We start from the raw sequence: 14,735 nt of genomic DNA, 5'->3' as shown, positions 1-14,735 counted from the left end.
GGGATGCAAAGATACACCTTTAGAAGTATTTTGAGCCGTTTTTTTTCAAAATAAAAAAGAGGGTCGCTATAACCCTCTTTATAAACTTTTCTTCCGCTGATTTAGTTATTGCTGCAATTTTATTTCGCCTAAATCAGTGGTTGCGCTATCTTTCACTGCAACGTTTTCTATCGTTGCATCTTTATATGGTGCGTTACCTTTTATCCATACTTTGTAAACCCCTTCTTTAAGGTTGGTAAAGGCGAAACTGCCCTGGTTGAGTTCTGCCCTTAAAGTATCTGTACCTGCAACCAAAGCTACAGCAGAAACACCTGTGGCAGGCGTTACTTTACCAGTAATTCCACCCAGCCTTATGTTGGTAAATGAAAACACTACAAGTGAAATCATAACCATTGTGACTAAAATAATATTCAACTTTTTCATAACTCAATCTATTTTGATTAATTTTTTATCTGCAGAAATTAATGCAACGTTAAATAGTGTTAAATATAAACGATTCTTCGCTTGTAATGTTTCACAAATTGAACACAATTTAAGGTAGTGTACACCTATTTGTACAAAAAAACATAGGTGTAATACGTTTTTAAACCGATAACGAGAGCACAATTTACCTAAAATACCAAGGTCCACCAGTTCGAAGTCATGTTTACGTCACGAAACACTGATGTTCGCAGAATTGGCAATAATCTTGTAATAAGCTCAACGTATTTGCGTTTTGTAAATACTTTAGTTCAATCTAAAGCTTCCTCGCGGAGTAGTTAACCGCAACGAGGATTTCTTCATAAATAGTTTGTTTGGTTTATTATCCGGTCAGAGGAGCCCTCCTCGACCGGATTTTTTCTTTAATCTGCTTTTTGTTTATATTTTTGGTTTAATGACAATTGCCGCGAGCACATTTATTGAATTTTTAGCAGATCAGTTTGTGCATACAAGCTCGCTTGAATGGCTTGCCGTAATTGCAGGATTTGTCTGCATTTATCTCGCCGCAAAGGAGAGCATCTGGAACTGGCCCATATCGTTAATTAGTGTTACGGCATACGGCTTTCTTTTTTTTAAAGAAGCCATGTATGGCGACATGACCCTGCAAATTTATTTTCTCTTCACCGGTATTTATGGCTGGTATTTCTGGTTCAGCAAAAAAACTGAGAGCCAAAAACCCATTACCTTGCTAACGCGACAAGGCTGGCTTGTTTCAGTTACATCGATAATTATACTAAGCTTATTGCTGGGTTGGTTTATGGCAAGCTACACAAACAGCACAGTGCCTTATGCAGATGGCTTTTGCACGTCAGTTAGCTTTGTTGCGCAGATTTTACTTACCCGAAAAGTTCTGCAAAACTGGCTGTTGTGGGTCTTTGTTGATATCTGCTACATCCCATTATTTATTTACAAGCATTTAAATTTAAGTGCTGTTCTGTATTTCGTCCTTATCGCCATTGCGTATAAGGGATATTTAGATTGGAGAAAAACATATCGTGAACAACTCAATTAAAAAAATTGCCATTGTTGGTCCGGAAAGCACCGGCAAATCAACCATGTCGCAACTTTTAGCGAAATATTATAAGGCTTCCTGGGTACCCGAATATGCCCGTTATTACTGTGAAAATTTGACTGCTCCATACACTTTACAGGATGAAGTAAATATGTATTATGGGCAAATTGCTTTGGAAGATGCCATACTGGTAACTGCAGAAAGCGAATTTATAATTTGCGATACAACCTTTGTAACCGTGAAAATATGGAGCGATGAAATGCTCGGCGAAACACCGCAGGTGGTTTTAGATGCGCTACCAAAGAGACCTTACGATTTGTATCTGTTAATGGACATTGATTTGCCATGGCAGGATGATCCTTTACGCGATTTCCCTAACCAGAGGCAATATTTTATGGATGTTTGGCACAAGGAATTAAAAGCACTTAAGGCAAATTATAAGGTTGTTAGTGGCTTGGGTGAGGCTCGTATGCAACATGCGATAGCGACAATTGACGAGTTTTTGCCTTCATAATTTTTTTGGAAAGCAATTGCAGCAAATCATGGCTGCCTTTGTTCCCGCCCACGCTTCTGCCCCAATGAAAAATTGGGGGCATCTCGCTGAGGTCGGGTTTAAATGGCCAAGACATCGGTAAAATTCCGGGTAAAATAAACCCGATTGCAACGGAAAACAAAAGCTTTTTCTGCTTTTTTTGGAGTGGAAAGCGGGACAAAACCCAACCGATGGTTACAGAAACCTGCTTTTCTAAACTTAAAAGCCAGGCAACATTTTTTCTACCTTATTGTTAAATTATTTTCTACATTTGCCACATCATTAGGGGTGCCTTGTTTTAAATAACACAAAAACGGGCTGAGATCATACCCATTTTACGGTGAACGGTAAAAAGTGAAAGGTAATAGGTTTTGCATATGCGAACCTAAACGCCAGGCTTTAAAACCCGAGCCCTAAATGCACCTGATCCGGGTAATGCCGGCGTAGGGATTGGAGTTATGGAAGTTTAACTGAAATCGGGAGTACCCCTATTTCCGATGGGTTTAACTAAAAACAATTAACATTGAAAAAATTACTTTTTGCGGTTCTGACTGCAATGATGCCATTCTTCGTTTTGGCACAAATTTCTGTAACGGGTAAAGTTACAGACAACAATCAAAAACCTTTGGCAGGCGCCACCGTTAGGGTAAAAAATCAAAAGACTGCCGTTCTTACTGATGCTGAAGGAAATTTTACGCTGGCAAATTTAGCTGGCGGTAATTACAATATCAGTGTAAGCTATCTGGGTTACCAGTCTGCCGAAAAATCGGTTCAACTTAATCAAAATCAAACGGTTAACTTTTCTCTAATTGCCCAGGCCTTTTTGGCCGATGAGGTGATTGTTCGGGCCACAAGGGCAAATGAAAAATCTGCAACTACCTACAAGAATGTAACTAAAGCAGAAATTCAGGAAAATAATTTCGGGCAGGATTTACCTTTTATCTTGCAGAATACGCCTGGTGTGGTTGTTAATTCAGATGCAGGTGCGGGCGTGGGTTACACCGGTATTCGCATCCGCGGAAGCGATAATAGCCGGATAAATGTTACCGTAAATGGTATTCCGATTAACGATAGCGAAAGTCAGGGAACTTTTTATGTTAACATGCCTGATTTTGCTTCATCAGTGGATAACATTCAGATTCAAAGAGGTGTTGGAACATCAACGAACGGTGCGGGTGCTTTTGGTGCCAGTTTAAACATTCAAACTACGGCCAGTGAAATGGAGCCTTATGCAGAAGTAAACAGCACTTTCGGGAGTTTCGATACCTGGAAAAATACCGTAAAAGTTGGCACGGGCTTAATTAATAACCGATTTAGTTTTGATGGCCGTTTATCGAGAATCAGTTCTGATGGCTATGTAGACAGAGGATCATCTCTGTTAAAATCTTATTTTATGTCTGGCGCTTACCACGGAAATAAAGATTTATTGAGGATAAACGTTTTCGCAGGTGCTGAAAAAACCTATCAGTCGTGGAATGGCATCCCTGAATCCCGACTGAATAACGATGTTGCAGGAATGCAGGCTTACATTGACAGAAACGGCTTAAGCCAGACGGATGCCGATAACCTTTTAAACGCTGGCAGAACTTACAATAGTTTCCTTTACAACAACCAAACAGACAATTACTGGCAAAATCATTATCAGTTGCTTTACGCAAGACAATTTTCTGATAAGTTTAGCTTTAACGGTGCTTTACATTATACCCAGGGTGAGGGCTATTATGAAGAATACAGGGTTCAGAATGATTTGGCAGATTACGGTTTGAAACCGGTAGTTATTGGTAACACAACAATTAGCGAAACCGATTTAATTCGCCGCCGCTGGTTGGATAACGATTTTTATGGGGTTACTTATGCATTTAATTATGTGCCTCAAAAGAATTTAAATTTTACGCTGGGTGGTGCTTATAACGAATATAAGGGCGCTCACTTTGGCCAAATTATTTGGGCTCAATATGCATCAAACGGAGATATCGACAGACATTATTACGATAATGAAGGATTTAAAACAGATTTTAATACTTACGGAAAAGTAAATTATAGTCCGGTTGAAGCCCTAAGTTTATTTGCAGATTTGCAGTACCGCCGTGTTTACTATGATATTGCCGGAACAGAAAATAAACTGAACACCCTGGCCATTAATGAAACCCTGAATTTCTTTAACCCGAAGTTTGGCGCAACCTATTTTATCAATCCGGAAAGCAACGTATATGCTTCATTCAGTGTTGCCAATAAAGAGCCAAACCGCGATGATTACACCGACGCGGCCGTTGGTGTTTACCCGAAACCAGAGCGGCTAAATGATGTTGAGTTAGGTTATCGTTTTAAAAACAAACAGTTTAATTTAGGCGCAAACGCTTACGGCATGTTTTACAAAAACCAGCTGGTTGTAACTGGAAAAATAAACGATGTTGGTGGCAACTACCGTCAGAATGTTGACAGAAGTTACCGTTTGGGAATTGAGTTGGATGGTTCATACATTATTAACAGATCGTTTGTTTTAAATGCAAACGCGGCCTTAAGCAGAAATAAAATAAAAAACTTTACGGAGTATTATGACGATTACGATAACGGCGGACAAGTTGTAAACAACTATGCTTTAACGGATATTTCATATTCGCCGGCAGCCGTACTTTTTGGCGAGTTGGTTTACAAGCCAGTTGCAGGTTTTGCCCTGGCTTTACAGAGCAAATATGTAAGCAAGCAATACATGGATAATACCCAAAATAACGACAGAACAATTAATGGTTATTGGGTAAGCAATGCCCGTTTCGGTTACGATTTTAAATTTGCCGGCGTTAAAAATGTAAACCTGGGCTTACTGGTAAACAACATTTTCGATAAAAAATATGAAAGTAATGGCTACACCTACGGCTACCTTTTAGGTGGGAGCAGGGTAACCGAAAATTTCTTCTATCCGCAGGCGGGTACTAACTTCTTGCTAAGCTTAAATGTTAAATTTTAACAGTAAGGTAAAAGGTGCGTAACTTCGATTTCATCCGGTTGGCGATATAAGACCACACAGATTGCAAGGTACAAAGCATGCTTAATTTTAAGTAATTGCTTCGTACCTTGCAATTACTTTTTTGGGCTTTAGAATTTGTAAATCGAAAGCGTTTGAAACCCTGCTAATTCTTAAAAAACCTGGCATGAAATACATTGAAAAACTACATTACATTACGCACGATATACCACATTTAACGCACATTGAGCAGGCACAAAACGCTTGCGAAGCCGGCGCAAAATGGGTTCAGTATCGTTGTTTAAGTAAAGTTGACCATGAACTTCTAAATGATATTAATTCGATTGCTGGAATCTGTGATGACTGGGGAACAACACTTATTGTAACAAACCATATTCATTTAAATGGCAAAGCTGATATTCAAGGCTTTCATATTGAGGATATGAATGCAGATTTTACAGCGTTGCGCAAATTGGTTGGTAACGATATTACGCTTGGCGGTTCGGCAAATACACCTGAAAATTTGATTCGTATTGCGAAGGAAGGCGCAGATTACGCAGGATTAGGTCCCTATGCTTCATCAGAAACCAAACCGAATAACTATCCCTTAATTACTGTAGAAAAGTACAAAAGCATTATCGGAGTGTTGAGTGATCTGGAAATAAAAATGCCTGTTTTAGCTGTAGGCGGCATAAAAATTTATGATGTAAATGCCTTAATGCAAAGCGGAATTTATGGCGTTGCTGTTTCAGGTGCCATCAATTTTGCCGATGATTTTATTGGTGCTTATCAGACCTTTTATGACGCGGTTAAAGGATAATCCCACCACTTAGTTTTAAATTACTTCGGGACCTAAATTTTTAAATTTTGCAGTTTAAGCATTCAAAAAATTTAAAATCGTAATCCTAAAATCTTAATTTAACTTACCTTCGCATTATGTCTTCACACCATATCGTAAAAGAGAAACAAGAGCCGGCGTTATACATTGATGAACTCGGAAATTTTAATGAAGAACTGCTTGGGCAGCTTTTAGAGTGGAGTCCAACGCTTCTAGTTAACGGGGAAAATTATGATAAAATACGTTCGCTGGGCATTAAAGTTGATGTTTTGGTAAACGGCAAAGAAGCAGATGTTCAGGAAGACACTAAGATTATCCAGGGCCCGGTAGATGCCCTTATGGTTGCCGTAAACCATCTTTATGAGGAGAAATTTCCGGCGGTAAACATTATCACCAAAAAATTTGATTTAGAGAAATTTGCCGGTTTTGAAGACAAAATTAACCTTGTTGTTTTCACCGAAAAGGCGAAACACTATCCAATAAAATCTGGCTTTTCTGTGTGGAAACCTGCCGGAAGCGAATTTTTAATTCACGGCAACCGTTATCTTGAAGTTACAAACCTAACTCAAAATGAAGAAGAAGTTTTTATAGTAGTTAAAGATGGCTTTGTGGAATTTACCTTCTCAGGACAACCAGTTTATATAAGTGAACCACTATGATTACCCTAAGAAAAGCAAAAGAACAGGATGTAGAACTTATCCGCGATATCGCCTTAGCAACCTGGCCTTCAACATATCTGGAGCTCATCGGTCAGCAGCAAATCGATTATATGTTAGATAAAATGTATAACAAAGGCGAGTTGATTAAACAATTTATGGAGGGCCATACATTTCTGATTGCCGAAGAAGGTGAAAACCAGTATGGTTTTGCAGGCTATTCAATTGTTGGCCATGAAGAGCGTATTTACAAATTGCATAAACTCTATGTTTTACCAACCGCACATGGAAAGGGTGTTGGCAAAATTTTAATTAATGAAGTTTTCAACCAGGTTAAAGAGGCTGGTGCTTCTGCCTTACAATTGAATGTAAACAAAAACAACAAGGCCAAAGATTTTTATCTGAAGGCAGGTTTTACGGTGAAAGAACCTGTTAAAATAGATATTGGTGGTGGCTATTTCATGGATGATTTCGTAATGGAATACAAGTTTTAACCACTCAACAAGAAAGCCATAAATTAACAGATTAAATTACGAAATCAGTTAATTCATGGCTTTTTATTAAAATATCCGTCATCCGCTACTATCGGATGGGCACAACAACAATTCTTTCTCGCTTTAAATTGTTACCTCCTGCATGGCCATGTTTATCTGGCAATCTTATTGTTTCAACTTCGGTATTCTGGTCGGCGTATCTGTTCCGTTCACAATTGTAGTTGCACTCTTGGCAATCGCCTTAATTGTAGCCAATATGTTTTCTACATCCAGCGAGCCATATTCATCTTTCACGGTGTGGTACAATTTGTCGATGTCAATTTTATCAGTACTTATTGTGTGTGCCGGAACCCCTAAGGCTGCTAAAGTGGCATTATCACTTCTATAAAAAAGATTTTGATCTGGATATGGATCCGGATGGAAAGTAAACTCTGTTCCAGTTAAATTTTTCTGTAGAATTTTGCCAAAATCAGAACGTTCGTAACCAGTTATAAAGGCTGTGTTTTTGCCAAATTTAGAATCTTTTCCAATCATCTCAATGTTGAACATCGCAACGACATCATCGGGATTTAATTTCTCTGAAAAATACCTTGCTCCATAACCACCGATTTCTTCCGCAGTAAAAGCCACGAAAATTAAAGTACGTTCATTGTTTTTTTGCGCTTTATAATATTTAGCCAAGGCAATCATCGCTGTAGTACCAGAAGCATCATCATCTGCACCATTTGCGATGCTATCACCATCTACAGATTTCGTAATCCCAAGGTGATCATAGTGACCAGAAAAAACAACCAGTTCTTTAGCTTTCGATTTGCCTGGAATCATACCTGCAACATTAAAAAGCGCCATTTTTTCTGATTTGCTTTTTACCTCAACATTAAATTCTTTTGCATCACTTACGCCTAAAACGAAAACCGTAGCATCCTGAGCAGGATTCTGCAATTCTTTCTCATCCACAATTGCCGGGCGAGCTGCGAAAGATTTGTACCGTTTAAAATCTGCGGCAAATTTATTATCAACCAAAACGATTTTTTTGGCGCCACGCCCAAGCATGCGGTATTGCTGCAAAAATGCTTTCGTGGTATCTAACCTAACTACCTCCGTACCCGTTTGGTTAAATTTAGCCGATACCGTTCTTCCAACCAGCAAAATATTTTCCTGAGGGATTGTTTTTCCATCAATTACAACTACTGCAGGCTCTGGTGTTAACTTATATTTGTAAAAAGTTTGGCGGAATGCTTGCTCGCCTGTTAATGGTTGCAGGCCAATTTTTTTAAACTCAGATTCGATAAAAGTAGCCGCTTTATCAATTCCTGGCGTAAACGTACCGCGACCTTCCATATCATCAGCACTTAAGGTCTTAATGAGGTGGTCTGTATATTCTCTAGTGATAATTTTATCAATTTTTTGAGCGTTCAACTGTAAAGTTGCCATGCCGGCCAACGCTAAAAAGAAAAGTTTTTTCATGTGTTAGTATAATTTTTAGTTCTGCTAATTTAGTTTTTTTACTTAGATTATTGTTTGGTTTTAACCTGTGTACTCAACCACTTATCTCTAAAACTTTCCATTTCCCGGGTTAAACTTCCACCTGTCTTTTCAACAGATACAATTTCTAAAGCAGGGTTTTCCGTGAAGGTTAATCTTGTTGTTTTTGCTTCGCCACGATAAGCGTAGGCTACGTCCACGACATCGCCAGGTTTGTGAGCTTCGGTTATTTTGTTTAATGCAGCCTGATCTTTTACCTCAACCCCATCCATTGTTAAAAGCACATCGCCAACATCTAACCCGGCAGCATATGCAGGCGTACCGATTGTGGTTTGTGGTAAAACGGCTTTGCCATTTTCAAATGTTAAACGCATTAAACCCGTATAAGCTTTGCCCGGATTTGCTTTACGAAGTACAAAACCCGCGTTAAGTAAAAGCTTTGCATAATCATTCTTTTCCGTTCCGTAAATGTATCGTTTAAAAAAATCGGCAGCAAAAGCTGGATTTTTCGTTAACACCGCCAGTGTTTTTTCCAAATCTGGAACAGTATAAGCTACTTCTGGTTTCCCATAGGCCTTCCATAACGCCCGCATGTAATCATCAAGCGTTAACTTAAAATCAGCCCGAAGGCGAAGGTCTAAAGCCAGCGCTGTTGCCGCACCATAAGTGTAATAAGAAAGGAAAATATTTCCTTTATTAGTTTGATCTATCGCAACACCTGCATCTGCAAAAACAGCATAACGGCTTGCCTGGATTGGAGAAAAGTTTTTAGCGCCAGGAGAACTTAAAACCGCATTAATTAATCCGCTAAAGGTTTGAGAAGCATTTTCTACTGTTTTAAAACCCGCCCGTGTTAACAGCAAAGCACCATAATATTGTGTAAAACCCTCGGCAAGCCAAAGTTCGTTACTCATGTTTGAGTGTGTAAAATTAAATGGCTCCAGGGTTTTTGGTCTAAGTCTTTCCACATTCCAGCTGTGAAAATATTCGTGCGAAAACGTACCTAATAAGCTTGATTCATAACCTTCAATCTTTGGTGTCCGCTGAACAATTGATGTCGAATTTCTGTGCTCCATACCATCGCCTGCATTGTCTGGATAAACATCCTGAAGGAAATAATAATTGGCATAATCATAGGCAGGGAATTCTCCCCAAACGGCCAAATGTTCATCAACCATTTTTTTAAGCATCACAGCATAATTGTCTACCGTTTGCTGATTATCGTTTGAGTGCGAAATCAAATGAATGGTTTGCATTTTACCATCCGTATTTTTAACCTGCCAGCTTGCCGTTTTATAGTTTGCAATTTCTGTAGGACTATCCATAAAATACTGCAGGTTCGATGCATAATAGGTATCATTACCCATCGGTTTCAACTGCGTAGCTACTTTCCAGTTTTGTTTACCGCTGTAGTTAAATTTAACCAAACGGGCCCGGCTGTCCATCGCGACAGGAAAAGCAAAAGTTGCGGGAATGTTCATGTGTGCATGAGTTTCATCAAAACCGGCATAAGTGCCATCAATCCAATTACCAAAAATTGTGTAGGTAATTTTTACGCTCTTGCCATGATTTGGGATTTCATAAACATCGCCGGCCGATTGATTTAAGAGCAGTTCTTTTCCCGAATCATCGAAAGCTTTAAGGCCATAAACATTTTTACCAAACTCATGTGTTGCATATCTTCCTGGCGATGAGCGGCTCATTCTAACCGTTAGTTTTCCGGCCGGCACATTAGGAATTAACATGCTCACCTCAGCTTCATGATGAACAGCATTGGGAAATGAAACGGTATAACTTATTTCGTTTTGAGCAAAAACGCCCAACGACAAAAACATTGCCGCTGTGGCTCCAAGAATTTTCTTCATAAAAAGGATTTGATGGGCTTAAATTACAGAAAAAAGGCTAAGGAAATATATAAAAGGTGTTTGGTCTATCACGAAAATCAATTTCAGTTAAACCGGCCACGGCTCAAGGCTTGTTAATCTTTATCCCAATCGTATTTTTCCAAATCACGGTAGGCTTTTCCTTTTATAATTTCTTTTCTTTTTGATGATTCTGAATCAACCTTAGTTTCATGTATATTATCCGCTACCTCAAACCTAAAATCTTTATCCTTTTTCGATTCGTAAATTGCAATTTCATCGCCATCAGCAATAACATAATCATAAGGACCACGGGCGCTCATAAGCTTTACAAAAACCGGCAAACATTCGAAAAAGATAAACAGCAACCCAATAAAAGTTACCGCTAAAGCGGTGTTGTTATCACTTGTTCCATCGGCGTTAAACTTCAGCTGGCCCAATGCCCAGTTTCTATCTGCAAAACCGGCTATGTTGGCTAAACTATCCAACTGTTTATCCGTAAAAATTTTGGCTGTGAAAAGGCCGTCAAATTCTTTCCGTTTATCGATAAAAGATTCTGCCTTATTAATACTCGCTTTTAGCGTATCTAATTCTGATGTGCGCTGCTGCAGCTCTGCTTCCTTGCGTTTGGCAAAAGGGCCATAACCCAACACGCCTGAGGTTTCAGCTGTTTTGTTTCCAAAAATTTCAAAATTCAGTTTTTGCCTGTCGGCCTTTATGCCTTTTTCCAGCGAATCTCTCGTTGCTTTTTGCTGATTTAACCTTCCGAATTCGACCTGATATTTATTTTCAAAGGCTTTATTGAGCGTATCAATTTTAGAGCGTTGCCCGTTGAGGTAACTTACCTTAAGCCGCTCTTTAATTTCTTTATCAAAAATTTTTAATTCGATGGGGCGGGAGATAACGATACCAATCATAATGGCCAGCAAAATACGTGGCGTAGCCTGTAAAATCTGTTTGTTTGTCGATGCACTTTTATTAATGCTGGAAACGATGTATCTGTCCATATTAAAAATTGCCGCACCCCATAAAAGGCCAAAAATGATTGCGAAAATAATCGCTAAATCATCGCCTTTAAAAACAAAGTACATTGCATAACCCCCAGATAGGGCCGCAAATAAGCCTGTAAAAAAAATTGTGGCACCAATGCCTGTATATTTATTTTGTTCTGAAGAATACTTTTCCAGTGTCGGGATGTGGGCGCCAGAGCAAAACCAAAAAAATCGGTTTAGTTTATTCATGTGTAATATTTATAATTAAACGCCTGACAACGCAAGTTGTTACAGTTTTTTTGAAACTATTTTCAGTGCTTTTCTATTTAAAATTAATCTTAAAAAGCAATTTTACAGCAACTTACAAATACAACGAAGGCAATTTTTTAATTAAATAAAATGCTGGCAGCCCGGTGTTAAAAGTTTTAAATTGCTAATGATTTTAAATTCGATGCGCAACAATGCCTTGCTAACTGGTTAACTGTTTTTCGTATATTTGAAAAAATATATTTACATGAAAGAGATATCAGTACAAGAGCTAAAGGAGAAAATCGACAATAAAGAAGATTTTCAGTTGATTGATGTTCGGGAAACATTCGAATACGAAGTTTCTAATCTTGATGGAGAAAACATTCCACTAGGCGGGATTTTGATAGAAGCTGATAAAGTTGCTAAAGACAAGCCGGTAATTATGCAGTGCCGAAGTGGCAAAAGAAGTGCGGCAGCGGTTATGCAGCTTGAGGCACAGTATGGTTTTGATAACCTGTACAACTTAAAAGGCGGTATTTTGGCGTGGCAGGAAGCTTTTGACCCCAACATGCCCGTTTACTAGAAATAATAATTGAATTTTGAATGAACGGATAATAGCACTGGCCAAGTGCTGATAAACATTCGCTCATTCAAAATTCCTCAATTGGCAATCAATAAATCTACCATTATGGGTAAAAAATTCGCATTAAATATCTTTTACAACCTGGGCATTATACTTTCCATTTTTGGATTGATTTGGTGCTACAATAATGGCAAATACCTGCCAGCAGCGTTTCTTGTCGGAACTGCCGCTTGTCTTTTCTACTTTAAGATTCAACTGATGAAAGAAATCAGGAAATCGTATAAGGAAAAAGATCCTCAGTAACACCTTCCAAACCCAGTCCAGGCAAATTTTTTAAGGTATATTTTCCATTTTCGAAGGCAGGATTTTCGAAAGGATTATTTTTTGTTAACCAGGGCCCATCCAAATCGGCCCAATTGCATAAGGGCGCCAGGGCGGCCGCAGCCAAGGTTGCACAACTGGTTTCGCTCATACACCCGATTAAAACTTTCATACCAAAAGAACGTGCTTTCAAAATCATTTGATGGCCTTCGTACATGCCGCAGCTTTTCATCAGCTTTACGTTTATTCCATGGTAAGCACCTTTCAGGCTATCCATATCTGCCAGCCGTTGTACAGCTTCATCGGCAAGCAAAGGAATCGGACTGCGTTCTGTTAACCAGGCATTGCCGTCCAGGTTAGCTTTATCCATCGGCTGCTCTATCAACACCACACCCTGCCCATGCAACCAGTAAATCAAATCAATTGCTTTAATCTTATCGGCCCACCCCTGGTTTGCGTCTACATAGAGCGGAACATCAGTCATGCTGCGAATGGTTTCAATAATCTCCTTGTCGTTATCCCGGCCGAGTTTAACTTTTATAACCTTAAAGGCTTCTGCATCCTTTAATTTTTCGCGGATAACTTCTGGCGTGTCAATACCGATTGTATAGGAAGTTACAGGCATTTTCGCCGGCTCTGCGCCATAAATCTCGTAGCAGGGTTTATTTAGAATTTTCCCATTAATATCATTCAAAGCAATATCTATAGCTGCTTTAATGGCCGGCTGCCCAGGAGCCAGGTTGTCCAGGTAAGCAATAATCTCTTTAAAATTGAACGGATGTTTAAATTTACTCCAATCAACTAGCTTTAAAAATGCATTAGCACTTTCGTAGCTTTCACCCATATATGGTACCATCGAAGCTTCACCATAGCCGGTAAAACCTTCATACTGTAATTTTAATAGCATCAGCGGGGTACTGGTGCGGGTAAATTTCGATATTGAAAAAGGGTGTTTTAACTCTAATTCAAACTGCTTGCAACTAATTTTCATTTTCAATCGTCTACTAAATAAATAAGGCAAATTTGGCCTTCACAAATTATATTTGTTTAACGCAAACCACTCCTGCCATGAAAAACATTTCAAGATTACGGTATTTTATTTATTTATCCTTTATAATTATTGGAGGATGTACCACAGGAAAAAAAGCCTTGCAAAAAGGTGATTATGATGCTTCGGTTTCTAAAGCTGTTAGCCGCTTACAGAATTCGCCTAAAAACGGCGAAGCATTACAGGTTTTATCAACGGCGTATAATTTAGCCTTGCAGGATCACCTAAGGAAAATTGATGAGGCAAAAATTTCTAATGATTTATTCAGATGGGAGTCGATAATGTACGATTACCAAAAAATTAACCAGCTTGCTGATGATATTAACAGCTGCCCGGCATGTTTAACCACGGTTCCAAATCCTGCCAAATATGTAAAAGAATTGGCCGATAGCAAATTCAATGCAGCCATGGCCAGGTATAGTTCGGGTGTAGCATTCTTAAATGCAAACAACCGCCAGTCGGCTAAAAAAGCTTACTACGAATTTGAAAAAGTACAAAATCTGGCTCCGAATTATAAAGATGTAAAAGCAAAAATGGACGAAGCGTACTGGGCCGCTGTAACCAGGGTGGTGGTTCAGCCCATCTACGTTAACAGTGGCTTATACAAGCTAAGTGGCGATTATTTTCAACAACAAATTGATCAGTTTATTGGCAACTATTCGCGAAATAAGTTTGTTATTTTCTATTCGGAGGAACAAGCTACCAGTAAGAAGGTTGTTCCAGACCAGGTGCTGAGCTTAAACTTTGACGACTTTGTTGTTGGCCAGACTTATGTTAAAGAACGGGTAGAAAGGCTAAAAAGAGATAGTGTGGTTATTGGCGAAACAAGAGAACGAAAACCGGTTTACGGAACCGTAAAGGCCAGTTTGAGTATTTTTGAGAAAAATATTTCTTCATCTGGGTTATTGGATATGACCATTACCGATTGGCAAAGTAAAAAGATAGTTCGCCAGCAAAAATTTCCAGGCACTTATGTATGGAGCGATAGCTGGGCAAGTTATAAAGGTGATGACAGAGCATTGAACAAGCAGCAGTTAGCAATGACGAGAAGACGAGAGGTTTTGCCGCCACCACCAACAACCTTATTTCTTGAATTCACGAAGCCTATTTACAGTCAGCTGGTAGACGACATTAGTTACTACTATAATAATTACTAGCATGAATTCCTCGTGATTGCGATGCATGAAGCAATATTTCAAAAGAAAGGTTGTTAAGTGTTTC

14 protein-coding genes are annotated in these 14,735 nt (G+C 39.0%); 9 read left to right on the top strand and 5 right to left on the bottom strand.

Annotation, left to right across the window (positions count from 1 at the left end; translation table 11 throughout):
• Window positions 1–105: 105 nt before the first annotated feature.
• Window positions 106–423 (bottom strand): carboxypeptidase regulatory-like domain-containing protein, encoded by a 318-nt coding sequence (locus AC0IWT_RS17320; protein ID WP_471798105.1) that lies wholly within the window; start codon window positions 421–423, stop codon window positions 106–108.
• 451 nt (window positions 424–874) lie between these two features.
• Here AC0IWT_RS17320 and pnuC point away from each other — a divergent pair, with 451 nt between their 5' ends.
• The 6 genes from pnuC to AC0IWT_RS17290 all read left to right on the top strand — a co-directional run bounded on the left by pnuC (window position 875) and on the right by AC0IWT_RS17290 (window position 6,974).
• Window positions 875–1,492 carry a nicotinamide riboside transporter PnuC gene (gene pnuC / locus AC0IWT_RS17315; RefSeq protein ID WP_471798104.1) on the top strand — a complete coding sequence of 206 codons (618 nt, stop codon included), beginning with the start codon at window positions 875–877 and terminating at the stop codon, window positions 1,490–1,492.
• Window positions 1,476–2,006: an AAA family ATPase gene (locus AC0IWT_RS17310; protein WP_471798103.1), complete on the top strand. Its 531-nt coding sequence runs from the start codon at window positions 1,476–1,478 to the stop codon at window positions 2,004–2,006. The genes pnuC and AC0IWT_RS17310 overlap by 17 nt, the downstream gene beginning before the upstream one ends.
• 541 nt (window positions 2,007–2,547) lie before the next feature.
• Window positions 2,548–4,989 carry a TonB-dependent receptor gene (locus tag AC0IWT_RS17305; RefSeq protein WP_471798102.1) on the top strand — a complete coding sequence of 814 codons (2,442 nt, stop codon included), beginning with the start codon at window positions 2,548–2,550 and terminating at the stop codon, window positions 4,987–4,989.
• 184 nt (window positions 4,990–5,173) lie between these two features.
• A complete protein-coding gene (locus AC0IWT_RS17300) occupies window positions 5,174–5,806 on the top strand; it encodes a thiamine phosphate synthase (protein ID WP_471798101.1) in 633 nt (210 codons plus the stop codon).
• Window positions 5,807–5,922: 116 nt separating this feature from the next.
• Entirely contained in the window at window positions 5,923–6,483 is a 561-nt protein-coding gene (locus AC0IWT_RS17295; RefSeq protein WP_471798100.1) for a thiamine pyrophosphokinase, read from the top strand.
• The gene (locus AC0IWT_RS17290) at window positions 6,480–6,974 is read left to right on the top strand and encodes a GNAT family N-acetyltransferase (RefSeq protein ID WP_471798099.1); all 495 of its coding nucleotides are present in this window, start codon (window positions 6,480–6,482) and stop codon (window positions 6,972–6,974) included. Before AC0IWT_RS17295 ends, AC0IWT_RS17290 begins: the two co-directional genes overlap by 4 nt.
• Window positions 6,975–7,139: 165 nt before the next feature.
• Here AC0IWT_RS17290 and AC0IWT_RS17285 read toward each other — a convergent pair whose 3' ends face one another.
• The 3 genes from AC0IWT_RS17285 to AC0IWT_RS17275 all read right to left on the bottom strand — a co-directional run bounded on the left by AC0IWT_RS17285 (window position 7,140) and on the right by AC0IWT_RS17275 (window position 11,562).
• Complete coding sequence (locus AC0IWT_RS17285) at window positions 7,140–8,441, bottom strand: M20/M25/M40 family metallo-hydrolase (RefSeq protein WP_471798098.1); 1,302 nt, start codon at window positions 8,439–8,441, stop codon at window positions 7,140–7,142.
• 47 nt (window positions 8,442–8,488) lie between these two features.
• The gene (locus AC0IWT_RS17280; RefSeq protein ID WP_471798097.1) at window positions 8,489–10,324 is read right to left on the bottom strand and encodes a M61 family metallopeptidase; all 1,836 of its coding nucleotides are present in this window, start codon (window positions 10,322–10,324) and stop codon (window positions 8,489–8,491) included.
• Window positions 10,325–10,437: 113 nt separating this feature from the next.
• Entirely contained in the window at window positions 10,438–11,562 is a 1,125-nt protein-coding gene (locus AC0IWT_RS17275; RefSeq protein ID WP_471798096.1) for a DUF4407 domain-containing protein, read from the bottom strand.
• Between the two features lie 265 nt (window positions 11,563–11,827).
• On the opposite strand from AC0IWT_RS17275, the gene AC0IWT_RS17270 reads away from it, so the two are divergent.
• Both AC0IWT_RS17270 and AC0IWT_RS17265 read left to right on the top strand, forming a co-directional pair.
• The gene (locus AC0IWT_RS17270) at window positions 11,828–12,145 is read left to right on the top strand and encodes a rhodanese-like domain-containing protein (protein ID WP_056093557.1); all 318 of its coding nucleotides are present in this window, start codon (window positions 11,828–11,830) and stop codon (window positions 12,143–12,145) included.
• An 81-nt stretch (window positions 12,146–12,226) separates the two neighbouring features.
• Entirely contained in the window at window positions 12,227–12,448 is a 222-nt protein-coding gene (locus AC0IWT_RS17265) for a DUF6358 family protein (protein WP_471798095.1), read from the top strand.
• Here the strand turns inward: AC0IWT_RS17265 and AC0IWT_RS17260 are convergent.
• Complete coding sequence (locus AC0IWT_RS17260; protein ID WP_471798094.1) at window positions 12,414–13,457, bottom strand: dipeptide epimerase; 1,044 nt, start codon at window positions 13,455–13,457, stop codon at window positions 12,414–12,416. The genes AC0IWT_RS17265 and AC0IWT_RS17260 overlap by 35 nt on opposite strands.
• Window positions 13,458–13,534: 77 nt before the next feature.
• Here AC0IWT_RS17260 and AC0IWT_RS17255 point away from each other — a divergent pair, with 77 nt between their 5' ends.
• Window positions 13,535–14,671 carry a hypothetical protein gene (locus AC0IWT_RS17255; RefSeq protein ID WP_471798093.1) on the top strand — a complete coding sequence of 379 codons (1,137 nt, stop codon included), beginning with the start codon at window positions 13,535–13,537 and terminating at the stop codon, window positions 14,669–14,671.
• The last annotated feature ends 64 nt before the right edge of the window (window positions 14,672–14,735 follow it).

The sequence above is a fragment of the Pedobacter sp. AC464 genome, assembly GCF_979253075.1.
This window is presented reverse-complemented; position numbering and strand designations above follow the sequence as displayed.

Bases quoted from the DNA above. Each gene is read 5' to 3' on its own strand.
- AC0IWT_RS17320 (WP_471798105.1), bottom strand. From the start codon at position 423: ATGAAAAAGTTGAATATTATTTTAGTCACAATGGTTATGATTTCACTT.
- pnuC (WP_471798104.1), top strand. From the start codon at position 875: ATGACAATTGCCGCGAGCACATTTATTGAATTTTTAGCAGATCAGTTT.
- AC0IWT_RS17300 (WP_471798101.1), top strand. From the start codon at position 5,174: ATGAAATACATTGAAAAACTACATTACATTACGCACGATATACCACAT.
- AC0IWT_RS17295 (WP_471798100.1), top strand. From the start codon at position 5,923: ATGTCTTCACACCATATCGTAAAAGAGAAACAAGAGCCGGCGTTATAC.
- AC0IWT_RS17290 (WP_471798099.1), top strand. From the start codon at position 6,480: ATGATTACCCTAAGAAAAGCAAAAGAACAGGATGTAGAACTTATCCGC.
- AC0IWT_RS17285 (WP_471798098.1), bottom strand. From the start codon at position 8,441: ATGAAAAAACTTTTCTTTTTAGCGTTGGCCGGCATGGCAACTTTACAG.
- AC0IWT_RS17280 (WP_471798097.1), bottom strand. From the start codon at position 10,324: ATGAAGAAAATTCTTGGAGCCACAGCGGCAATGTTTTTGTCGTTGGGC.
- AC0IWT_RS17275 (WP_471798096.1), bottom strand. From the start codon at position 11,562: ATGAATAAACTAAACCGATTTTTTTGGTTTTGCTCTGGCGCCCACATC.
- AC0IWT_RS17270 (WP_056093557.1), top strand. From the start codon at position 11,828: ATGAAAGAGATATCAGTACAAGAGCTAAAGGAGAAAATCGACAATAAA.
- AC0IWT_RS17260 (WP_471798094.1), bottom strand. From the start codon at position 13,457: ATGAAAATTAGTTGCAAGCAGTTTGAATTAGAGTTAAAACACCCTTTT.
- AC0IWT_RS17255 (WP_471798093.1), top strand. From the start codon at position 13,535: ATGAAAAACATTTCAAGATTACGGTATTTTATTTATTTATCCTTTATA.